Annotated in this window: 17 protein-coding genes and 1 pseudogene; 8 read left to right on the plus strand and 10 right to left on the minus strand. The window is 60.3% G+C overall.

Going from position 1 to position 22,393, the window contains the following annotated elements; translation table 11 throughout:
- The coding region (locus tag KBF66_RS07920; protein ID WP_296654849.1) for a dehydrogenase at positions 1 to 1,415 on the minus strand (1,415 nt) is incomplete at its 3' end.
- A gap of 126 nt (positions 1,416 to 1,541) precedes the next feature.
- On the opposite strand from KBF66_RS07920, the gene KBF66_RS07925 reads away from it, so the two are divergent.
- Together KBF66_RS07925 and KBF66_RS07930 are read left to right on the plus strand one after the other, a co-directional pair.
- Positions 1,542 to 2,837 (plus strand): iron-containing alcohol dehydrogenase, encoded by a 1,296-nt coding sequence (locus tag KBF66_RS07925; RefSeq protein WP_296654851.1) that lies wholly within the window; start codon positions 1,542 to 1,544, stop codon positions 2,835 to 2,837.
- Between the two features lie 227 nt (positions 2,838 to 3,064).
- Complete coding sequence (locus KBF66_RS07930) at positions 3,065 to 4,360, plus strand: acetyl-CoA hydrolase/transferase C-terminal domain-containing protein (RefSeq protein ID WP_296654853.1); 1,296 nt, start codon at positions 3,065 to 3,067, stop codon at positions 4,358 to 4,360.
- Between the two features lie 20 nt (positions 4,361 to 4,380).
- Here KBF66_RS07930 and KBF66_RS07935 read toward each other — a convergent pair whose 3' ends face one another.
- The gene (locus KBF66_RS07935; RefSeq protein ID WP_296654854.1) at positions 4,381 to 5,109 is read right to left on the minus strand and encodes a 16S rRNA (uracil(1498)-N(3))-methyltransferase; all 729 of its coding nucleotides are present in this window, start codon (positions 5,107 to 5,109) and stop codon (positions 4,381 to 4,383) included.
- A gap of 70 nt (positions 5,110 to 5,179) precedes the next feature.
- On the minus strand, positions 5,180 to 6,256 hold the full coding sequence (locus tag KBF66_RS07940; protein WP_296654856.1) for a phosphotransferase: 1,077 nt from the start codon (positions 6,254 to 6,256) through the stop codon (positions 5,180 to 5,182).
- 93 nt (positions 6,257 to 6,349) lie between these two features.
- On the opposite strand from KBF66_RS07940, the gene KBF66_RS07945 reads away from it, so the two are divergent.
- The 3 genes from KBF66_RS07945 to rsmA are packed head-to-tail and all read left to right on the plus strand — an operon-like array spanning position 6,350 to position 10,886.
- On the plus strand, positions 6,350 to 8,722 hold the full coding sequence (locus KBF66_RS07945) for an LPS-assembly protein LptD (protein WP_365732532.1): 2,373 nt from the start codon (positions 6,350 to 6,352) through the stop codon (positions 8,720 to 8,722).
- Positions 8,723 to 8,728: 6 nt separating this feature from the next.
- Positions 8,729 to 10,093, plus strand: coding sequence for a peptidylprolyl isomerase (locus tag KBF66_RS07950; RefSeq protein ID WP_296654857.1), 1,365 nt, complete (start codon positions 8,729 to 8,731; stop codon positions 10,091 to 10,093).
- 10 nt (positions 10,094 to 10,103) lie between these two features.
- Positions 10,104 to 10,886 (plus strand): 16S rRNA (adenine(1518)-N(6)/adenine(1519)-N(6))-dimethyltransferase RsmA, encoded by a 783-nt coding sequence (rsmA, locus tag KBF66_RS07955; RefSeq protein ID WP_296654859.1) that lies wholly within the window; start codon positions 10,104 to 10,106, stop codon positions 10,884 to 10,886.
- Positions 10,887 to 11,133: 247 nt separating this feature from the next.
- Here rsmA and KBF66_RS07960 read toward each other — a convergent pair whose 3' ends face one another.
- From KBF66_RS07960 to KBF66_RS07970, 3 genes are all read right to left on the minus strand, one after another.
- Positions 11,134 to 11,583 carry a barstar family protein gene (locus tag KBF66_RS07960; RefSeq protein WP_296654860.1) on the minus strand — a complete coding sequence of 150 codons (450 nt, stop codon included), beginning with the start codon at positions 11,581 to 11,583 and terminating at the stop codon, positions 11,134 to 11,136.
- 35 nt (positions 11,584 to 11,618) lie between these two features.
- Complete coding sequence (locus KBF66_RS07965) at positions 11,619 to 11,966, minus strand: ribonuclease domain-containing protein (protein ID WP_365732533.1); 348 nt, start codon at positions 11,964 to 11,966, stop codon at positions 11,619 to 11,621.
- A gap of 200 nt (positions 11,967 to 12,166) precedes the next feature.
- Entirely contained in the window at positions 12,167 to 14,494 is a 2,328-nt protein-coding gene (locus KBF66_RS07970; protein WP_296654863.1) for an NADP-dependent malic enzyme, read from the minus strand.
- A 164-nt stretch (positions 14,495 to 14,658) separates the two neighbouring features.
- Between KBF66_RS07970 and KBF66_RS07975 the strand changes: the two genes are divergently transcribed.
- Positions 14,659 to 15,918, plus strand: coding sequence for an HD domain-containing phosphohydrolase (locus tag KBF66_RS07975; RefSeq protein WP_296654865.1), 1,260 nt, complete (start codon positions 14,659 to 14,661; stop codon positions 15,916 to 15,918).
- Positions 15,915 to 16,898, plus strand: a complete 984-nt coding sequence (pip, locus tag KBF66_RS07980) for a prolyl aminopeptidase (RefSeq protein ID WP_296654868.1) — start codon at positions 15,915 to 15,917, stop codon at positions 16,896 to 16,898. The genes KBF66_RS07975 and pip overlap by 4 nt, the downstream gene beginning before the upstream one ends.
- A gap of 20 nt (positions 16,899 to 16,918) precedes the next feature.
- Here the strand turns inward: pip and KBF66_RS07985 are convergent, their stop codons facing one another.
- The gene (locus tag KBF66_RS07985) at positions 16,919 to 18,265 is read right to left on the minus strand and encodes a glutamine synthetase family protein (RefSeq protein ID WP_296654870.1); all 1,347 of its coding nucleotides are present in this window, start codon (positions 18,263 to 18,265) and stop codon (positions 16,919 to 16,921) included.
- Positions 18,266 to 18,506: 241 nt separating this feature from the next.
- Here KBF66_RS07985 and KBF66_RS07990 point away from each other — a divergent pair, with 241 nt between their 5' ends.
- Positions 18,507 to 19,142, plus strand: a complete 636-nt coding sequence (locus tag KBF66_RS07990) for an MBL fold metallo-hydrolase (RefSeq protein ID WP_296654912.1) — start codon at positions 18,507 to 18,509, stop codon at positions 19,140 to 19,142.
- A 98-nt stretch (positions 19,143 to 19,240) separates the two neighbouring features.
- Here KBF66_RS07990 and KBF66_RS07995 read toward each other — a convergent pair whose 3' ends face one another.
- The 3 genes and pseudogenes from KBF66_RS07995 to KBF66_RS08005 all read right to left on the minus strand — a co-directional run bounded on the left by KBF66_RS07995 (position 19,241) and on the right by KBF66_RS08005 (position 22,386).
- Positions 19,241 to 20,524, minus strand: a complete 1,284-nt coding sequence (locus KBF66_RS07995) for a TRAP transporter large permease subunit (protein WP_296654871.1) — start codon at positions 20,522 to 20,524, stop codon at positions 19,241 to 19,243.
- Between the two features lie 173 nt (positions 20,525 to 20,697).
- Positions 20,698 to 21,285: pseudogene (locus KBF66_RS08000) on the minus strand (TRAP transporter small permease); the annotation flags it as partial.
- A 105-nt stretch (positions 21,286 to 21,390) separates the two neighbouring features.
- The gene (locus tag KBF66_RS08005; RefSeq protein WP_296654872.1) at positions 21,391 to 22,386 is read right to left on the minus strand and encodes a TRAP transporter substrate-binding protein; all 996 of its coding nucleotides are present in this window, start codon (positions 22,384 to 22,386) and stop codon (positions 21,391 to 21,393) included.
- Positions 22,387 to 22,393 lie beyond the last annotated feature (7 nt).

The following is a 22,393-nucleotide window of genomic DNA, read 5'->3' on the forward strand; positions in this document are numbered from 1 at the left end:
ACCACCATCGCCTTGAACTTGACACGCTCACGGCCAACCGGTTTGGGCAGCAGGTTGAGCCGCTCCATGGCGTCGTGCGCCGCCCACAGCGCGCCTGAGGCGCTATAACTGTTGCCTGTGGTGATGGGCAGCGGGCTGCGCTTGGCCACGGTCACACCGGCATCGCCCACCACTTTGGTAAAGGCGCCCAGCCCCATGATTTGCGCACCCATGCGTTTGGCCATGTCGGCCGCCGCAAGCAGCCGGCGGTAGGTGAACTCGGGGCTGTGACGCATGATCTCTTTGGGTGTGCCGCCCACCGAGATCAGCCAGCCCTCGGCCTCCACGCCGTTGGGTGACTGGATACCGCTGATGTGCGAGTACACAAACGGCGGCGCGTAGGCCATGATTTTTTCCAGCGAGTTCATCATCACCGGCGGCGACACCTGCGACAGCAGGTCGATCGGCTTGACCTTCTTGAAATACTCCTGCGACAGCGGGTGGATCACAAACGCAAAGCGGTTGATGCGCTTGAAGCCATTGGGGTAGAGGATGCGCGGCTCGAGCTGCAGGCTGGTGATGATCTCCAGGTAATCGTCTTCGTGGATTTGCTGCGGCTCCTTGCCGGTGGCAGCCACGATCATTGCGTCAAACAGGTCAGGCCCGAGGGTATGGCCTTGAATCACCGGTGCGCCGTCGATCACCATGTGCACGCCCTTGGCGGTCAGCAGCGCCAGCCGCTCGTCGCTCACCGTCGAGGTGATCAGCGTCTTGCCCGCCAACTCTTCGAGGCCGCACTCGTCCAGCTCGTAAATGGGCGCCACGATGGTGCTGGCTTTTTGCACCGCCTTGCGCAGCAGGAAGCGCGTCCACTCCTTGACCGGGCCGCTGGCCAGCGCGTCGGGCAGCGACCAGTCGCGCACGTAATGCGCGCCGCTGGCGTAGAGCTGCAGTGCCTGCAGGCTGGTGAGCAGCTTGGGGATGCCCAATTGGCTGATCGGGTCGGCAAACTTGAGGTTGTCGGTGTACTCGGACATGCTCATGGCGAGTTTGTAGCTTTGTAGCCCCGAGAAAAACAGCACGCGCGCATTGTTGAAATAATGCCCCAGTGACACCTGTGCGTGGCGAAGCGCCCACTCTTGCAGGATGTCACCGAGTTGTCCGCCAAAGGTCAATGGCGCTTGGGTGGCAATGTCTTTGAGGCGTGCGCTGTCCTTGTCGATAAAGCGGTGGGCGCCGGCCTTATAGCGGTCTTTGAGGAGTCCCAGGCCGATCGCATCAGCGCGTTTGTCCCAGTACTTGATCAGCTTGGCGGCTTTGGCAAGACTGCCGTCGGTGCCCAGGCGCTTGACCTGGAGCTGCACACCGGCCAGGGTGGTGGTGAATTCAAAGTCGTGGGCGCTGGCGCCCAGGCTGATGCCGATCACTGTTTTCATGGGGGTCTGCTTGAGGTCGATACGGGTTTGGAGAGAGGCTACTACACGATTGTCGTGCCAGCAGGCATCATGCCAGTTTGCACGGCCGATGGGTAGGTCGCTGACTTTAATCAAGGGGTATTGACGATGTTTGCAAATGTGTTGTCGGGCAAAGTGCGTTCGGTGGGGTTGACGGCGGTGATGCGCGCTGCCGGGATGGTGACGCGTTTGTTGCCCATCGCGCAGCCCACCATGATGGTCGGGCCAGGTTCCAGTGCACGGCTGGGCCAGGCCATCAACGACTTTGGCCACACCCGGGTGCTGGTGGTGACCGACCCGGTGGTGGCCAAACTCGGCCTGATGGCGCCACTGCTGCAGGCGCTCAAGGCCGGTGACACCGACTATGTGGTCTTCGACGAAATCACCCCTGACGCACCAATGGCACTGATCGTCAAAGGGGTGGCGCTTTTCAAAAAAACCGGCTGCGACGCCATCCTGGCCTTTGGTGGCGGTTCGGCCATGGATGCGGCCAAAGCCATTGGCCTGGCAGCGGCCAACCACAAACACCCGGCGCAGCTGGTGGGTTATTTTAAAGGGCGGCGTGCTCCGGCCCCGATTTACGCCGTACCCACCACGGCTGGCACCGGCTCTGAGGTCACGGTGGCCGCTGTCATCTCCGACCCCGAGACCAACCGCAAGTTGGTGATCGCTGACACCCGCATCGTGCCCCGTATGGCCGCGCTTGACCCGACCCTGATGGTGGGCCTGCCACCCGAGGTGACGGCCGCCACCGGAATGGATGCACTGACCCACGCGGTCGAGGCTTATATTGGCCATTGGGGCACGGCATTCACCGACCGGATGGCTTTGTCTGCCGTGAGCATGATCTTTGACGCCCTGCCCGTGGTGCATGTCAATGGTGGCGATCTGGCCGCACGCGAGAAGATGGCGCTGGCCGCCAACTACGCGGGTCAAGCTTTTACCCGCGCCAATGTGGGTTACGTCCATGCCATTGCGCATCAGCTCGGTGGTCTGTATCACACGCCGCACGGACTGGCCAATGCCATTGTGCTGCCGTATGTGTTGCGCTATTTGAACCCCGCCATTGGCCCCAAGCTGGCATTGCTGGCACTCAAGGCCAAAGTGGGCAAACCGGGCGAAACCCAGGCTGTTCTGGCGCACAAGTTTCTTGATGCGATCGACGCCATGAATACCCGTCTTGGCATCCCGGCCACACTGGAGGCACTGCGTGAGGCCGACATCCCGGCGCTGGCGCGCGCCGCCTGCCGCGAGGCCGATGCCAACTACCCCGTGCCAATGTACATGGCGCAATCCGACTGCGAACAACTGCTGCGCCAGTTGTTGCCGTTGCCCTCGGGCGCCGGTCTGGCAGCCCGGCCAGCGCCACGCAAGCGTGCACCCAGGAATAAAATGCCGGTGTGACCATTCCCCTCGGGTGGCTTCCCACCTCAAATGCATCAGCGGGTGCCAACGGGGTACGGCATGACTGCTTTTTTCAACGCCGCTCTGGCGCTGATTCAGCTATCAAAGATAGATCTATCAACCTATACCAATCAAGCGCTAAAGCCACAAAACGCATCGGATTTTTCTATTCGTCGGGTGTTTGATGGTTGGTATTGGCGCTGCAACTCCTCATCAGAAAGGTCAATATGTCGTTTCAACAAAGCTATGCCCAAAAGAAGATGTCGGCCAGTGACGCCGTGCGATCGGTTCGGGACGGTGAACTGATCATTGTTCCCACGGGTGTCGGTGAGCCCCCCGCGCTGCTGACGGCTCTGTCTGAGCAGCGACGTGAGTTTCGAGATGTCAAGGTGTCGCAGATTCTGGCGATGCGCAAGTTTGGCTACATCGACCCCGAGACGGTGGAGCATGTGCGCCATGTGGCGCTGTTTTATGGTGGCGCCACCCGCGCTGGGGGGCAGGCGGGCTGGATTGACTTCATCCCCAATTACTTTTCTGAAATTCCCAGCATGATCCAGCGCGCACAGATGCCGGCCGACGTCGTGTTCAGCATGGCCTCACCGATGGACGCGCACGGTTACTTCTCGCTCAGTCTGGGGGCCGACTACACCATGGCAGCGGTGGCCAAGGCGCGTGCAGTGGTGCTCGAAGTCAACCCGCAGGTGCCTTTTGCCAATGGCAACTGCCATGTGCACATTTCACAGGTGACCGCGCTGGTGGAAGACAGCCGGCCGGTGCTGGAGGTCGGCCTGCCCAAGATCGGTCCGGTGCAGCAGGCCATTGGGCGCTACGTGGCGGACATGATCGACGACGGCTCGACACTGCAGATTGGTTATGGCGGAATTCCGGATGCGGTGGTGATGCAGCTCACCGACAAGAAAGATCTGGGCATTCACACCGAGATGATCGGCGATGGCATTCTCAGCCTGGTAGAAGCCGGTGTGGTGACGAACCGGCGCAAGAACTACCTGCCTGGCAAGATGGTCGCGACCTTTGCGCTTGGCTCGGCCAAGCTGTATCAGTTCATGCACCACAACCCGGCGCTGGAGATTCATCCGGTGGACTACACCAACACGCCCAGCCTGGCCGGACAAAACGACAACCTGGTGGCCATCAACGCCACACTGCAGATTGACTTGCTGGGCCAATGCGGCTCCGAAAGCCTGGGGCATCTGCCGTTTTCCGGCACCGGTGGCCAGGCCGATTTTGTGCGCGCGGCCAATATCTCGCGCGGGGGCAAGGCTTTTATCGTGTTGCCGTCAACCGCCAAGGACGACAGCATTTCACGCATCGTGCCGGTGTTGTCGCCAGGCACCCATGTCAGCACCAGCAAAAACGACATCCATTACGTGGTGACCGAGTATGGCGTGGCGCAGTTGCGTGGCAAATCGGCCAAACAGCGTGCGCGCGAATTGATTGGCATCGCGCACCCCTCATTTCGTGCCGAGCTCACTGAGCAGGCCGCGCGCATGGGGCTGGGCTGATCACGCCAGGCGCGGACAGGCTAAGCCTGGATCAGCAGAGTCGCCAGCGCCGCCAGGGCAGCGGTTTCAGCCCGCAGAACGCGTGGACCAAGGCTGACGGGTGCCATGCCTGCGACCAGCGCAGCATCTTCCTCGGCCGGGCTCAATCCGCCTTCCGGGCCTGACAGAAATGTCAGCTCGGTTGTATCGGCCCAGTCCGCCAGACGCTGTGAGGCTGCGCGCAGCGACAGCAGCAGCCCACTTTTACCCGTGGCAAACACGGGTGCCGCTGTGGTCAACCAGGCCGACAACGTGCGCACCGGATGCACCACGGGTACCCGGTTGCCGCCACATTGTTCACACGCCGCCACTGCCACACTGTGCCAGTGCAGCTGTTTTTTGTCGGCGCGCTCGCCGCTCAAGCGCAACACGCTGCGTTCGGTCATCAGGGGCTGGATGCTTGCCACGCCGAGTTCAGTGGCTTTTTCCACCAGCCAGTCCATGCGTTCGTTGGCGGGCATGCCCAAGGCCAGATGCACGCGGCGGCTTGCCTCCCGCTGGGTGGCGCTGAAATGTCCCACCTGGACCTGAACATGGCTGCGCCCCATCTCGGTCACGGTGGCGGCAAACTCACCGTCCATTTGCCCATCAAACAAGGTAAGGGCATCACCGGGCTGCAGCCGTAGCACCTGTACATGGCGTGCCGCGCCGGCTGGCAGCTGCAGCTGTGTGCCAACCAGCATCGGTGCGGGGCAAAAAAAGCGCGGCATCGGACGTCAGAAAAATTCTAAATAGATAGCTATAAATGCTTTTGCCATATGCGCTAAGAGGCAAAAATGCTCATTGTCTGCCAAAACCGAAAATGTCCGGCTCGACAATCCCCTCCACCTGGTCGATCAGGCGCAGCAAAGGTTTGAGTTCGCGGTAACGACCACAGGTGGCGCGGATGTAGTGGATGAATCTGTGAGTGTCGGCCAGGTACTGCGGTTTGCCGTCACGCAGCGTCAGCCGTGCAAAAATGCCCGCCACTTTCAAATGGCGTTGCAGGCCCATCCACTCCACGGCGCGATAAAACTCGCCAAAGTCTTCGCCGACCGGCAGCCCGGCGCGGCGTGCTTGTTGCCAGTAACGCACTGTGACATCAAGGCAGAAGTCTTCGTCCCAGCTCAGAAACGCATCGCGCATCAGACTGGCAATGTCATAAGTGATAGGGCCATACAAGGCGTCCTGAAAATCCAGCACACCCAATGGCGCGCCAGGCGCTGCGGGTGCCATCAGGTTTCTCGGCATGAAATCGCGGTGGACAAAAACAGCAGGTTGCGCCAGGTTGGCGGTGATGATCTGGCCAAAACTCCTGTCGAGAGTCGCGCGCATTTCGGCACCAATGGCCTGACCTTTGTGCTGCTGCAGGTACCAGTCGGGAAACAGTTCCAGCTCGCGGCGCAATATCGCCTCGTCGTACGCAGGCAACACACCCGCACGCGAGGCCAGCTGCCAGGTGATCAGGGTGTCGACGGCCTGCAGATACAGCGGCAGGTTGGCTTGCGGCTGCGTCGGCTCCACCACCTGCATCATGGTCTGGCCACCCAGATCGGTCAGCAGCATGAAACCCAGGGCTTCGTCCCACGCCAGCACTTGCGGCACATGCAGACCGGCCTGCTGCATGAGTGCGGCCACTTTGACAAAGGGCTGGCAGTTCTCGCGCTCGGGCGGAGCGTCCATGATGATGCGACTTCCGGCCACACTGTCGACGCGGAAATAGCGTCGGAAGCTGGCATCTGCGCTGGCCAGTCGCAGTGAACCCGGCTCCAGTGCGTGCTCGGGGGTGATTCGTGCGAGCCAGTGGTTGAACTGGATCTGGCGTGCCGCGTCGGTCCAGACGATGCTGGGGGCTTGGGAGTTTGTGGCTTGGCTCATGGATAATCCATTCTACAAACCCGGCCCAGCGTTCCGGGCTCCACCACCCAACTGTTCACCGACCCGTTTGATCCCTGCTTCTGCCACATGCGCATGTTGACGTTTGACTCCACTGGCAGAGCCTGGTCTGTACGCTGGCGCATGACTGGCGTCTGTGTCGCCAGCGCGTCCATGTTCTCGGCCCAGGCACAGCCCGAACCGGAATGGGCGGTCGAGCCGACGGTGCTCAAAGAGAGCCGGGTCTTGCAGGAAAAAATTGCGCCGTCCACGCGCAATGCACTGCCGGTGTTTGTGACGGGTGGCCAGATCACCGGCCGTACCGACCTTGATACGCGCATCGAAGGCGGCGCCGAGCTGCGCAAGGGTGACCTGGTGATCCGCGCCGATCGCTTGCAGTACAACCAGCCCACCGATGAAGCCAAAGCGCTGGGCCATGTGCATATCAACCGTGCCGGCAACCTCTATGAAGGCCCGGCGCTGGAATTGCGGGTGGACGCGTTTGAGGGATTTTTCAGCCAGCCCAGTTATCAGTTTCTGCGCAACGGGGCGCATGGGCAGGCCGAGCGCATTGATTTTCTGGACGACCAGCGTGCCGTCATCCACAACGCCAGCTTCACCACCTGCAAGCGCGAGCCGGTGGCCGACTGGTTGCCGGACTGGGTGCTCAAGGCAACGCGACTGGGTATCGACAACGAGGAGGAAACCGGCACCGCCGAAGGCGCCCTGCTGAGTTTCAAAGGGGTACCCCTGTTGCCCATTCCGTACCTGAGTTTTCCCCTGTCGGACAAGAGGAAGTCCGGGTTCTTGCCGCCAACGGTGGGCCTGGACAACGTCAATGGCACAGAATTTGCGCAGCCTTACTATTGGGATATCGCGCCCAATCGAGACGCCACCCTGACGCCCACCCTGATGACCAAGCGCGGTGTCAACCTGGGTGGCGAGTTCCGCTACCTGGAGCCCGACTATGCCGGTGGGTTGCGTGCCGACTGGATGCCGCGGGATTCGCTGCGGGATCGCAGCCGTTGGGGATTCAACGTCAATCACCAGGCCCGCTTCAAGAGTGACTGGACCGACGACGGACTGGCCCTGAACCTGAGCTTGAACCGTGTCAGTGACGACAACTATTGGCGCGATTTCACCCGTACCAACGGGTCCCTGACGCAGCGTTTGTTGGCCAACGACGCCAGCCTGGCCTGGCGCAATGGCAATTTTTTCAGTTCGCTGCGTGCCTTGAAGTGGCAAACCCTGCAGGATGTGAGTGCACCCATTGTTCCACCCTATGACCGTGTGCCCCAGTTGGCAACGCGGTATGCGCGCAACGACCTTTATGGGATGCAGCTGTCGATGGACGCCGACTACACGCGGTTTGAGAGTGACAGCAGTCTGACCGGACAGCCCAATGCGCAGCGTGCGTTTTCACGGCTGCAGATCAGCCGACCCTGGCAGTCAGCGGCGGGGTTTGTCACACCCAAGCTGCAGTTGCACGTCAGCCGTTACGCGTTTGATGCGCCGCTGGTCAACGGTGAGACCCAGCATGAGCGGACCGTGCCAACCTTCAGCATCGACAGTGGTCTGGTGTTTGAACGTGATACCGAGCTATTTGGCCGCGCACTGCGACAGACACTGGAGCCACGCGCGTTTTACGTCAATACGCCGTATGCCGACCAGAGCATGTTGCCGAATTACGATTCCGGTGCCAACGACTTCAATTTGTCCACCATCTATTCAGAAAACGCCTATGTCGGCAATGACCGTATCTCGGACAGCAATCTGCTCACCTTCGGTGTCACCAGCCGTTATCTGAACCCGGATACCGGTGCCGAGGTGGCCCGTATCGGGGTGGCGCAGCGACTGCGCTTTCGTGATCGCAATGTGACCTTGCCCGGGGAGGTGCCGGTGACCGACCGGTTCAGCGACTTGCTGTTTGGTGCGTCGATCCGCTGGGACCCGCGCTGGAGTTTTGACGGCACCGTGCAGTTCAACCCTGATGTCGGACGCTCGGTTCGTTCGACTCTGAGCGGGCGCTACAGTCCGGGCAGTTTTCGTACCATCGGCCTGGCCTATCGCTATCAGCGTGAACTCAGCGAGCAGATTGATCTGGGCTGGCAATGGCCACTCAATGACTTGTGGGGCGATCGCGCCAAGACCCTTGGCGCCGGACAAGGTGAAGGTGCCGGTCGCTGGTACAGCGTGGGGCGTCTCAACTACAGCATGAACGAGCGCAAGCTGGTTGACTCGGTGTTGGGGGTTGAGTACGACGCCGGTTGCTGGCTTGGGCGGCTGGTCTGGGAGCGCCTGCAAACCAGTACCGTCACGGCCACGCAGCGCATCATGTTTCAGCTTGAGTTTGTGGGTTTCTCGCGCCTTGGCGTGAGTCCGCTCAAGTCGCTCAAAGACAATATTCCGAATTATCAGAACTTGCGTGGTCCGATGGATATACCAAGCCGTTTCAGCAACTTTGATTGAACTACCATGAGCTTTCGCCACAAGATTCTTTCCCTCGCTGTCATGACGCTTGCGGCGCAGGCGCTACAAGCGCAGGGTCTGCGTGCGCCCGCTGCGCCGGCCCTTGCGCCAGCCAGCCCGACCACCGGCACCCCGGCCACGACACAAGCCGACTACATCATGGCGGTGGTGAACTCCGAGCCCATCACCAGTGGTGATGTCCGTGAGGAAATGTCGCGTATTGCCTTGCAGTTGTCGCAGCAGGGCCGGCCCCTCCCCGAGACAAAGGTTTTTGCCAGCGAGGTGCTGGAAAACCTGATCAATCGCAAGGCGCAACTGCAGCATGCGCTGGACGTGGGCGTGCGAATTGAAGAGTCGGCCATCAATCAGGCCGAGCAGAACATCGCGTTGCAGAATCAGTTCGATGTGGCAGAACTGCACCGGCGTGTGGTGCGCGATGGCGTCTCGGTGAAACAATTCCGTGCCACCTTGTCCGACCAGATCACCCTGCAACGCCTGCGTGAGCGTGAAGTCGATGCCCGCGTGCGTGTCAGTGACCAGGAGGTGGAGCAGTACCAGAGTGAGCAGCAGTCCGTGGTCGACTTGACCAAGCTGCAACTCAATCTGGCGCATATTCTGGTGGCAGTACCGGAAAGTGCGACCGATGTGCAGGTGCAAGCGTTGCGGGTGAGGGCGCAGCGTGCGCTGGACCGTGCCAAAGGTGGAGAGGATTTTGCAAGCCTGGTGCGCGAGTTTTCTGAAGCGTCCGATGTCACGAATGGCGGGCAACTGGGTCTGCGCCCGGCGAGCCGTTATCCGGAGTTGTTTGTTCAGGCAACACAAGCGCTGGCGGTCGGTGACGTAGCGGCCTTGGTGCGGTCTGCAGCGGGTTTTCACGTGCTCAAGGTCATCGAGAAGGTGGTGCCCGGTGCTCCGACCGCAGCAGTGACCCAAAGCCGGGCGCGTCACATTTTGCTGGTGCCTGGCCCCAGCCAGAGCGAGTCCGAGGCACGTGTGAAACTGCTCGACTTCAAGAAACGGGTGCTGTCCAAACAGACGGACTTTGCCTCTTTGGCCAAAGAGCACTCGCAGGATGGCAGTGCCGTCAAAGGCGGTGATTTGGGCTGGAGCACGCCGGGCATGTTTGTCCCTGAGTTTGAGGACGCCTTGAACCGCCTGGCCCCTGGTGACATCAGTGACCCGGTCCTGTCGCGTTACGGCGTGCACCTGATCCAGCTCGACGCACGCCGCAAAGCCGAGTTGACGCCGCCACAACAGCGTGAAGCGGTGCGTGCCATGCTACGCGAGAAAAAAATTGCCGAGGCGTATCCACCATGGGCGCAGGATATTCGTGCCCGTGCCTACGTGGAAATGCGCGAGCCGCCGCAGTGAGGGCCTTTTCTTGAGTGCCACACGGCACATCCCGCGCAAGCGCTTTGGTCAGCATTTCCTGGCTGACGGCGGCATCATTGATGCCATTGTGATGGCCATCGAGCCCAAACCCGGCCAGGCCATGGTTGAAATTGGCCCGGGTCAGGCCGCACTGACGCAACCGCTGGTGGAGCGTCTGGGGCGACTCTCGGTTATTGAGCTTGATCGTGATCTGGCGCGCGAGCTGCGTCGCCATCCACAGCTCGATGTGATCGAGTCTGATGTATTGAAAGTCGATTTTGCCCAGTTGGCACATGATCTTTCAGCTCCAAAATTGAGAGTTGTTGGCAATCTCCCCTACAACATTTCGACGCCCATCCTGTTTCATCTGCTGCAGTACGTGGACGAGGTTGAAGACCAGCACTTCATGTTGCAAAAAGAGGTGATCGATCGCATGGTGGCGCGTCCTGCCACCTCGGCTTACGGGCGCTTGAGTGTCATGTTGCAGTGGCGTTACGCCATGCAGGACGTGTTGTTTGTGCCGCCGCACAGTTTCGATCCCCCTCCGCGCGTCGACAGTGCTGTGGTGCGGATGCAGCCATTCTCCGTCGCGCCCACCGTGGACGCGCGACTGCTGAGTGAACTGGTGCAGGTTGCCTTTAGCCAGCGCCGAAAACTTTTGCGGCATACGCTGGGGCGCTGGCTGGAGGCCAGGGGTTTTGCCGGCAGTTTTGACGTGCAGCGCCGTGCCGAGGAGGTGCCGGTCAGTGAATACCTGGATTTGGCGCAGGCGACGGGCGAAAAAAAAGCCTGAGCAGTTCAGGCTTTTTGGGTGCGGGGTCGCTACCCGCCGACCACGGTTGCCCCGGGTCAGGCCGCAGTCCAGTACCCTGCGTTGAATGGGCTGCTCATGCGCAGCGCCTGCGGTGAAATGTCCAACAGCTTGTCGGTCGGCATTTTTTCACCATTTTCCGTCAGCACCTCGATGTGATGGGACGTGTCCCCGGTGGTGCCGTGAGCCTCGTTCGCCCGTTCTGCTTGGCTGGTGTGTGCAGAACGGGCTACAGAAAAGAATAGAAACACCTGAAGGGTATTTTTCGGTCGCCCCAGTAATCAGCCGCGTCGCGGAAGATGTCGAGCAGCTGCTCACGGGCTTCCTTGTCAAACTTGGCATTGGCGGGAATATGCTCCAGCACGGTGACAAACCCGGGTTGTGGGCCTGACTTGTGTACCGGATCGGTCATGCTGTCATAGAGCGAGTCAAAATTCTTGCCAACCGACACCGTCAGCATGAACTGCTGCCCGATCAGGTCCAGAATGTCCTGTTTGCTTTGAGCTTCGGCCAGATTGGCGTACAGGAAATGATGACCCAGCGCATGGGCGGCTTCTTGCAGGTCTTGCACCCGGAAAGCCCGGATCGATTGCACGATGTTGGAGCGCACGCCGCGCAGTGGCAGATCGGCGGTGCCCGGCGGCGCACCGAGGGTTGACTGGTCAAGTGGCATATTCATTTTCTCTTTTCTGTACAAATAACAACAAAACAATGTCAGGGCACGATCCTGCGAAAACTTTCGTAGTGATCGGCCGTGTAATAACAGGCGTCAGGCACCTTGGGCTGGCCGCCACAAACGATGCGCCGGACACCCCGGTTTCTGGCACCGGGGGTCGGGACGGTGTATTCCAGGTAATAACCACGTTTCCTGATGGGCAACAAGCGCTCACGATTACCAAAGACCGAGCCATCTTTCTCACTGGCAAAAGGTCCGCCCTGGTGAATCTGGGTATAGATCTGAACGCCTTGTCTGGGCAACTCGGCCAGGCTGACGGTGCCGGGCACGTCGACCTGTACAGGTGCCTTGGCTTGGGCCAGACCCAGCGCCAGCGCTGCGGTCAAACATAAGCCAGCGAACACCAACTTAGGGCTCCCAAATCTCGACATAAGCATCATTCCCTGATAAACCTCGGGTAAACCCGAACTTCCAAGGGCGTAAGTGTCTGCGATTTGAAAGAAAAATGCAAGTTTGCGCACCATCAATGGGCGGCAGAATTGAAGGGATTAGGCAGCGCTCACACTGCCATGGGTCCTTTTGTGCTTTAGCGCATGGCGTTGGCATCAGCCACGGTGAGCGCCGTCATATTGACGATACGGCGTACCGTGGTGCTGGCGGTCAGCACGTGCACCGGTTTGGCAGCCCCCAGCAGGACCGGGCCAATGGCAATGTTGCCACCGGCAGTCACCTTCAGCAGGTTGTAGGCGATGTTGGCAGCATCGATGTTGGGCAGCACCAGCAGATTGGCATCGCCGCTAAGGGTGCAGTTGGGCATCAGGGCGCGGCGCGCCTTGCTGTCGAGCGCCAGATCAGCATGCATCTCGCCATCCGCTTCAAGCCACGGCGCCTGCTGGCGTAGCAAAGCCAGGGTTTGGCGCATTTTGTCGGCGCTGGCTTGACTGCTGGAGCCAAAGTTGGAGTGGCTCAACAGGGCAGCGCGTGGGTGCATGCCAAAGCGCATCATTTCTTCAGCCGCCATCACCGTGATTTCAGCCAACTCAGCGGGCGTGGGGTCGTAATTGACATGGGTATCCACGACAAACAATTGGCGATCGGGCAACATCAATCCATTCATGCAAGCATAGATGCGCACATCCTGTTCGGTGCGCTCACTGCCACCGACGCGCTTGCCAATCACCCGGTCGATGGCGTTCAGGTGTTTGGCCGTATTGCCCCAGGTGCCGCAAATCATGCCGTCCACATACCCCTTGTGCAGCAGCATGGCACCCACCAGGGTGTGGCGTCGGCGCATGTCCACCCGGGCAACCTGCTCGGTCACGCCCTTGCGCTCGGTCATGCGGTGGTAGGTTTGCCAGAAGTCGGTGTAGCGCGGGTCGTTTTCGACATTGACCACGTCGTAATCGACTTCTTCCTGCAGTCGCAGACCAAACTTTTCGATGCGCTGGGCCATTACGGCCGGGCGGCCAATCAGTGTCGGGCGCGCCAGACCCTCGTCGACCACGATCTGGCAGGCGCGCAGCACGCGCTCCTCTTCACCCTCACAATAGGCCACACGCTTCTTGAGTGCTTTCTTGGCGGCCGTGAAGATCGGCTTCATGATCGTGCCAGAGGCATAGACAAAACTCTGCAGTCGCTCCCTGTAAGCGTCAAAGTCGGTGATCGGTCGGGTGGCCACCCCACTGTCGGCCGCCGCCCGGGCCACGGCCGGGGCGATCTTCATCATCAGACGCGGATCGAAGGGCTTGGGTATCAGGTACTCCGGCCCGAAAGCCAACTGCTCACCCGCGTAGGCCGCCGCCACCACCTCGCTTTGCTCGGCCTGTGCCAGTTCGGCAATGGCGTGCACGGCGGCAATCTCCATCTCCAGCGTGATGGTCGACGCCCCGGCATCGAGCGCACCACGAAAGATGTAGGGGAAGCACAGCACGTTGTTGACCTGATTGGGGTAGTCGGTGCGGCCAGTGGCGATGATGGCGTCCTGGCGAACCGCCTTGACTTCTTCGGGCAGGATCTCGGGCGTCGGGTTGGCCAGCGCAAACACCAGCGGGTTGGCGGCCATTTTGGCCACCATGTGGCTCTTGAGCACGCCACCGGCGGAGAGGCCAAGAAACACGTCGGCGCCTTCGATGGCCTCACCCAGGGTCCTTGCCGTGGTGTTCTGCGCAAAAAAGGCTTTGTCGTCGTCCATCAGTTCGGTGCGACCGGCGTACACGACACCGGCCAGGTCGGTGACAAAGATGTTCTCGCGCGCAATGCCCAGCTTGACCAGCAGACCCAGGCAGGCCAGTGCTGCGGCACCGGCGCCGGAAGTCACCAGTTTGACTTTTGAGGGGTCCTTGCCGACGACTTTGAGGCCGTTGAGGATGGCAGCACCCACCACGATTGCCGTGCCGTGCTGGTCGTCGTGGAACACCGGGATCTTCATGCGTTCGCGCAGTTTGCGTTCGACATAAAAGCAGTCGGGTGCCTTGATGTCCTCCAGATTGATGCCGCCAAAGGTCGGCTCCAAAGAGGCGATGATGTCCACCAGGCGGTCGAGGTCGTGTTTTTCGTTGATCTCGATGTCAAACACGTCAATGCCGGCAAACTTCTTGAACAGCACGCCTTTACCCTCCATCACCGGTTTGGCTGCCAGCGGGCCGATGTCGCCCAGGCCCAGCACCGCCGTGCCGTTGGTGATGACCGCCACCAGGTTGCCGCGGCTGGTGTATTTAAAAGCGTTGTTGGGATCTTTGACAATTTCCTCGCAGGGCGCGGCCACACCGGGTGAATACGCCAGCGCCAGATCGTGCTGATTGGTCAGCTGTTTGGTAGCGGCCAGCGCAATCTTGCCGGGGGTGGGGAACTGGTGGTAGTCCAGCGCGGCGCGGCGCACTTGGGCGCGTTTGTCGTCAGACGGATGGTGTGGCATAGGTGTCTCCAGCGGGTGTGGCGATGTGATCAAAGCGCCATCTATCGGGTCAAGCCGCGGGATTGTAGGTCGGACGGCGCTGCGCGTGCCAGCTTGGCGCGGTCCGTGTGCCCGGGTATGGGCATAATGAACCTTGAGAAATGTCAATCCTCACAAGGCGCTGAATGTCCCAGTTTCAAATCAACCTGCATGAAGCCATCTATTCGCTGTCGGATGCACTGGATCTGGTGGGAGTGACCCACATTCACCATGGCAAGCGGGTGGCCTTCATGGCGGCAGAAGTTGGCAAGTTGCTGCAGTGGCCCAAGGCGCAACTGGACGACCTGTTTCAGGCGGCCATCCTGCACGACAGTGGGGTATCGAAAACGGCCGTGCATGCCAAACTGGCCCAGCTCGAATGGGAGCTCGAGGGTGAGCACTGTCAGATTGGCGCAGATTTGCTGGCCAGTTGTGCCTTGTTGCGCGGTCTGGCGCCGGTGGTGCGGTATCACCATACCCACTGGCACGCGCTTGAACCGATGGATTTGCCGCTACCCGTCAGACTGGCGGCCAACTGCATCTATATGGTGGACCGGGTCGACATCCTGACACTGAAATACCTCAACGCCGGCGCTGACATTCTGCTGGGCAAAGACGACATCCGCCAACAGATTCTGGCGCACCGTGGTGACTGGTTTTGCCCGCAGCTGGTGGATGCCTTCATGGAGCTGTCCGAGTCCGAAGCATTCTGGTTCATGCTTGAAAGTGACCATGTGAATGGCTATGTGGCCACCTGGCTGAGCGAAACCACCGGGCAGTCGATGGCCTTTGAAGACCTGAGCAGTCTGATGCACATTTTTTCCAGCATTGTGGATGCCAAAAGCGCCTTCACCAAAGAGCATTCGGACGGTGTGGCGAGTCTGGCGCGTTTCCTCGGCCAGCAATTGCAGATCAGTGACGACCGGTGCGACATGCTGGAACTTGCCGGCTTGTTGCACGACATCGGCAAACTGCGGGTGCCTGACGAACTGCTGGAAAAACCCGGGCCGTTGACCGAGGTTGAGAAACGCACCATGAGCCGCCACAGTTTTGACACCTACAACATCTTGTGCAACATCAAGGGTCTGGAGCAGGTCGCGCTGTGGGCGGCCCAGCATCATGAACGAGTCAATGGCACCGGCTACCCTTACCACACCCGTGCCGGCGGCATTTCGCTGGAAGCGCGGATTGTGGCGGTGGCGGATGTGTTTCAGGCGCTGGCCCAGGCGCGGCCTTACCGCCCGCCCATGCGACCGAACGAGATCCTCGCGGTTTTGCAGCAGCAAGTTGACTGTGGCAAGCTCGACCCGCAGGTGGTGGACTGTGTGCGCGACAATCTCCAGCCTTGCTGGCATGCCGCCATGCAGGTCCGACCCAATCGTGAACCCCAGCCGCAAGCCGCATGAACGACAGCCAAACCAGCCCGCGTGACACCGCAAGCGGTGTGTTTCCACCCATCGAGCCCTATCGCAGTGGCCATCTGGCGGTGGATGACATGCACACCTTGTACTGGGAGGAATGTGGTAACCCGCAAGGTGTGCCCGTGCTGTTTCTGCATGGTGGCCCGGGTGCCGGGCTGTCGCCACGGCATCGGCAGTTCTTTGATCCAAGCCATTACCGTGTGGTGCTGTTTGACCAGCGGGGTGCCGGCAAGTCGACACCGCTGGGGGAATGTCGAAAGAACACCACGCCGTTGCTGATCGACGACATCGAACGCTTGCGCGAGCTGCTGGCGGTGGAGCAGTGGCTGGTGTTTGGCGGGTCCTGGGGTTCCACGCTGGCGCTGGCCTATGGCCAGGCGCATCCGCAGCGTTGTCTGGGTTTTGTGCTGCGTGGTATCTTTCTTTGCACGCAGGCCGAGATTGACTGGTTCTTTGACGGCATCCAGTGGTTTTTCCCGAAGGAGTTCGAGCGTTTTGTGGCCGACATTCCATTGGCCGAGCGTGCGGACCTTTTGCGGGCCTACGCCAAGCGCTTGTTCAGCGACGATCCGGTGCAAAACCTGAACGCTGCTCGTACCTGGAGCCGCTACGAGGGGAGCTGCCTGCACCTGCTGCAGCACCCCGAAGTTGCCGACCAGTTTGGTACGGATGCTGTCGCATTGGGGGTGGGGCGCCTGGAGGCCCACTATTTTTTGCACCAGGCTTTTTTGGCAGACGACCAGTTGATCCGCAACCTCGATCGCATCCGCCATTTGCCGGCGGCCATCATTCAAGGGCGCTATGACGTGGTGTGTCCGGTGCGTTCGGCCTGGCGCTTGCATCAGGCTTGGCCCGAGGCCAGTTTCGAGATCATTGAGGACGCCGGACACGCCGCCTTCGAGCCGGGCACGGCCAGCGCGCTGGTGGCAGCCACCGAGCGCTTTCGGCGCAGCGGCAGTCTATAGCGTGGCCGATAGGCCCACGTTCAAACCTGTGGCAGTAGAAAGCGGCGCTCCCAGGCGCTGATCTCGCCCAGGTAGTGCCCGTATTCAAGCGCCTTGACGGCGCAATAACCCGTCACAAACTCATCGCCAAACGCCTGTCGGGCAAAACCGCTGTGCTGCAGTTGCGCCAGCGCGGCCTCCATGCTGCGTGGCAGTCCGTGCGCCTGGTCATACCCGTTGCCTGCCAGCGGGGCAGAAGGCTTCAAGGCTGCCTCCATGCCCGCCAGCCCGGCCGCCAGCGACGCCGCGATCGCCAGGTAGGGGTTGGCGTCGGCACCGGCCACCCGGTTTTCCACCCGCCGCGCCACCGGATGGCTGGCCGGAATACGCAGCCCGGTGGTGCGGTTGTCATGACCCCAGGCCAGATTGGTGGGGGCCTGGCTGCCCGCCACGTAGCGCCGGTAGGAGTTGACGTGTGGCGCAAACATCAGCATCAGCTCGGGGCCATGGGTTTGCAGACCGGCAATGAAGTGACCAAAGCGCGCGCTGGCTGTGCCATCGGGCAGGCTGAAAATGTTGTCTCCCTGAGCATCAACCACGCTGATGTGCAGGTGCATGGAACTGCCGGCGCTGCCCGCGATGGGTTTGGCCATGAAGACCGCATTCAGCCCGTGTTTCAGCGCGATCTCGCGCGCCGCATACTTGAATAAAAACGCCTGGTCGGCCACGGCCACCGGATCCCCGTGAAGCAGGTTGATTTCATATTGGGTCGGGCCAACCTCGTGAATCCAGGTGTCGGCCTGAATGCCCAGGGTCGCCTGCGCCGCGCGAAACTCGTCCCAGAACGGTGCCAGCTCATTGAGCATGTTCAGACTGAAGGCGCTGTTGCCAACCTCGGCACGGCCGCCGCGCACCACAGGCGGCACCAGTGGCTGTGCCGGATCGGCATTGGCCGCCGTCAGGTAGAACTCGATCTCAGGTGCCACCACCGGCTGCAACCCCAATCCGGTGTAGCTTGCCAGCACTTTCTTCAAGGTACTGCGAGGGGCGAACTGGCACAAGCTGCCGTCAAGCTCCAGGCAGTCATGGACCGCCACCGCGCGCGGCACACTGGCCCAGGGTGCCAGGGTCAAGGTCCGGTAGTCGGGCAACAGGCGCACATCGGGGTCGGCATCCGGGAACACCGGGTTGTAAGAATACTCACCGGTCACGGCCTGCATCGGGATGGCCTGACAAATGCGCAACTCGGCGCCGGCGGCAAAGCGATCCGCCGGCATGAGCTTGCCGCGCGGATAACCCGAAATGTCAGGAAAAATGCACTCCACCTCACGCACGCCGTGCTGGGCGAAAAAGTGGCTGATCTGCTCGGGTTGTTGCGGATGTTGCATGGAAAACCAAAATTAGTATAAAAAGTGCGCCAAGCGCTTATTCAGTATAGTTTAATTGCTATCAAAAAAATTTAGCGTCTGAGGCGGGATGGCAGCTGGTAGCGCCTACTTGACTGCCGAGTCTAGCTCTGGCGCGTCGGGCGTCCGGTGTCTGATCGGCAAGTTCCTGCATACTTGCGTTCGTGGTCGCTGCGCGGCCATGCACCCAAGCCATGTGTTCACCCTTTTGTCTGACTTCACCATGTTTCAATACCTCACCATCCCCGTGACCGCCTTTGACCAGAATTGTTCGCTGGTCTGGTGTGATCAAACCCGCCAGGCCGCCGTCATCGACCCGGGTGGCGATCTGGACGAAATTTTGTCAGAGGTCAAACGGCTGGACCTGACGCTGACACAAATCTGGTTGACACACGCCCATATCGATCATGCCGGTGGCACCGGTGAACTGGCCGAAATGCTCCATTTGCCCATCATCGGCCCGCAGGAGGGTGACCAGTTCTGGATCGACGGCCTGCCCAAACAAAGCCAGATGTTTGGTTTTCCGCTGGCGCGGCTGTTCACGCCGACGCGCTGGTTGCATGACGGTGACACGGTGACCGTGGGCCACTGTACGCTGCAGGTGCGCCATTGCCCGGGGCACACACCGGGCCATGTGGTGTTTTACTCACCCGAGGCCAAACGCGCCTTTGTCGGTGATGTGTTGTTTGCCGGCTCCATTGGCCGGACCGATTTTCCCCAGGGTGACCACGCCACGCTGATTGCCAGCGTTCGCAACCGTTTGTGGCCCATGGGCGACGACACGGTGTTCATCCCGGGCCATGGCCCCGAGAGCACGTTCGGGCGTGAGCGCAGGACCAATCCGTATGTGGCAGATTGATCTAAACCGTAAAAGACAAACCCCAGTTCTGCGAACGCGGATGTTCTGAAAAAAAGCCCGGTCAATGCCGGGCTTCAAACTTGAGGTCAGGAGGGGCGCTACATCATCCCCAGCATCCGCGGGAACCACAGCGAGAGGCCAGGCCAGTAGGTGACCACCATCAAAAAGCCCAGCATCGCCAGCAGCCACGGCCAGACCGCCACCGTCAGCTCGGTAATGCCCATCTTGGTGATGCCGCTGGCCACATACAGGTTCAAGCCCACCGGTGGGTGGCACATGCCGACCTCCATGTTCACGACCATGATGATGCCAAAGTGCACCGGGTCAATGCCCAGCTTCATCGCCACCGGGAACAAAATCGGCGCAAAGATCAGCACGATGGAAGACGGCTCCATGAAGTTGCCCGCCAGCAGCAAGATCACGTTGCACGCCAGCAAGAAGGTGATCATGCCCAGGCCATTGCCCAGCATCCAGTCGGCCAGGGCTTGCGGAATGTTCTCGTTGGTCATGATGAAGCTGAACAGCACCGCGTTGGTGATGATGTACAGCAGCATGGCGGCCATGTTGGCCGAGTTCAGCAGCACGCGCGGCACGTCTTTGAGCCCCATGTCCTTGTAGACAAACACCGCCACCACAAAGGCATAGACAGCACTCATGGCCGCTGCTTCGGTGGGTGTGAAGATGCCCGCATAAATCCCGCCCATCACGATCACGATCAGCAGCAAACCCCAGGCGGACTCCTTGAATGCCTTGAGGCGCTGGCCCCAGCTGGCCGCCGGCAGGCGCGGGTAGTTGAACTTGCGCGCCCGGTAGTAGGTGACGCCACCCAGCGTCATGGCCAGGGCAATGCCTGGCACCACGCCGGCCATGAACAGCGCACCCACGCTGGTGTTGGTCGCCACCGAGTACATCACCATCACGATGCTTGGCGGAATCAGGATGCCCAAAGCGCCCGAGGTGGTGATCACACCGGCGCCAAACTTGCTTGGGAAACCGGCCTTGACCATCGCCGGCAGCAAGATCGAGCCAATCGCCACCACCGTGGCGGGGCTGGAACCCGACACCGCCGCAAACAGGGCGCAGGCCAGCACCCCGGCCAGCCCCAGGCCGCCGTACCAGTGGCCCACCATGCTGGAGGCAAAGTTGATCATGCGCCGCGCCACACCGCCGTGGGTCAAAAAGTTGCCCGCCAGAATGAAGAACGGGATCGCCATGATCTCGAACTTCTCGATACCGGTGAACAGTTTCAGCGCCACCGACTCAAGCGGCACATTGGTAAAACCAAACAAGAAGGTCAGAACAGTGAGGCCCAGCGAGATCGAGATCGGCATGCCGGTGAGCATCAGCACCGCCAGCAAGATGAAGATGATGGCGGCGTTCATGAACGGTCTCCCTTGTTCGCGTCTTGTGCTGCAGCAGCAGCGGCCGCTTCGGCTTCGGCCTTCTCGCGTGCAATGCGATTGGCTGCGTGCAAGCTAAAGTCTGGCTTGTGCGCCAAGTCGCGCGGATGCAGGTTGTCTGACATTTCGTAGGGGTTGACATCCACGGGCAGCACTTCTTCTTCGATGCCATCGACATGGCCGTGGTCGTGGTGCGGCAGTTCGCCCGTCTTGACAAAGTTGGTCAAGACCTGCAAAAAGCGAAAGCACATCAGGCTGGTGCCCAGCGGGATGGCGGAATACACCATCCAGGTGGGCAGTTCCAGGTCGGGGGTGGTGGGGCCTTCGGGCACATCGCCCACATTCAGACCCAGGTGGGTAAAGAACCAGTAGTGCGCGCCGTTCTCCCAGACAAAGCGCGCGCCAAGAATCGCCACAATGAAAGTGAACAAGGCACCGGCGCTCAGGCCAAACATCACGGCCTTGCCCCGGTTGGGTCGGGTCAGGCGGTTGATGAGCACGTCCACGCCCACGTGGATGCCAGTGCGCACGCCGTAGGCAGCGCCAAATTTGGCCATCCAGACAAACATGATGATGGTCAGCTCTTGCGCCCAGGTCAGGTTGATCGTCAGCAACCAGTCCTGCACACCCGGAATGGGCCAACCCGCCGCGTAGCGATGCAACACCGCTACAAAAATAATCAGCGTCGCCGCGCCCATGAGGAAGGTGATCAGCCATTCCTCCAAGTGATTGAGATACTTCATGGCGATATGCCTCAAAAGATGAGTGAACAGCGCCCGATGGACGTGCGCTAGAGTCAAAAAAACCCCGTCAAACGAAGTTCGAGCGGGGTTGGCAGTGGAAGAGCTTTACAGCTTGGCAGGGTCAAAGCCAGTGGCTTTGTAGATCTCTTGCAAGGTCTCTTTGCCGACGCGCTCAGCCATCTTGGTGTGCACGGGTGCCATCGCTTTTTTCAGAGCCAGACGCTCGTCGGCGGTGGGGGTGTAAATGGTGGTCTTGCCGCTGGCTTTCACGCCTTCAAGGGCCTTGTCGTTTTCTTCCTGGGCAATCTTGTTGGCGTAGTCGGTGGCCTCTTTCAGGGCCTGCTCAAGTGGCGCGCGCACATCGGCGGGCAGGCCATCCCAGAACTTCTTGTTGACGATGACCGCGTAGCCCAGGTAGCCGTGGTTGGTCAGCGTCAGGTGCTTTTGCACCTCGTGCATTTTTTGCGTGAAAAAGTTGGAAATCGGGTTCTCGGTGCCGTCTACCACGCCGGTTTGCAGCGCCTGGTAGGTTTCACCAAAAGCAATCACCTGCGGAATGCCGCCCACCGCGCGGATCTGCTCTTCAAGCACCTTCGACGACTGAATGCGGTATTTCTTGCCTTTGTAATCAGCCACAGTTTTCAGTGGAGCGTTGGCAGAAAATGACTTGAAGCCGTTGTCCCAGAACGCCAAGCCCGTGATGCCACGCGACTGGAGTTTGGCCATCAACGAGGCGCCTACCGGACCTTGGGTGATCTTGTGCAATTCGGCGCGATCATCAAAAATGAACGGCAGGTCAAACGCTTCAAACTCTTTCACGCCCAAGGGGCCAAACTTGGCCAGCGACGGAGCGAGCATCTGCACCGAGCCCATTTGAAGGGCTTCCATTTCTTCCTTGTCCTTGTACAGGGCGCTGTTGGCGTAGACCTCAACCTTGACCTTGCCCTTGGTCAATTCGGCGGCCTTTTTGGCAAAAAATTCAGACGCCTTGCCCTTGGGTGTGTCGGCGGCCACGACGTGGCTGAATTTGATGATGGTTTGTGCGTTGACGCTCAAACCAAGGGCCAGTAAAGCAGCGGCCAGAACTGTTTTCAATTTCATTTTTGTC

The organism is Rhodoferax sp. (genome assembly GCF_018063565.1).
Taxonomy (GTDB): domain Bacteria; phylum Pseudomonadota; class Gammaproteobacteria; order Burkholderiales; family Burkholderiaceae_C; genus Rhodoferax.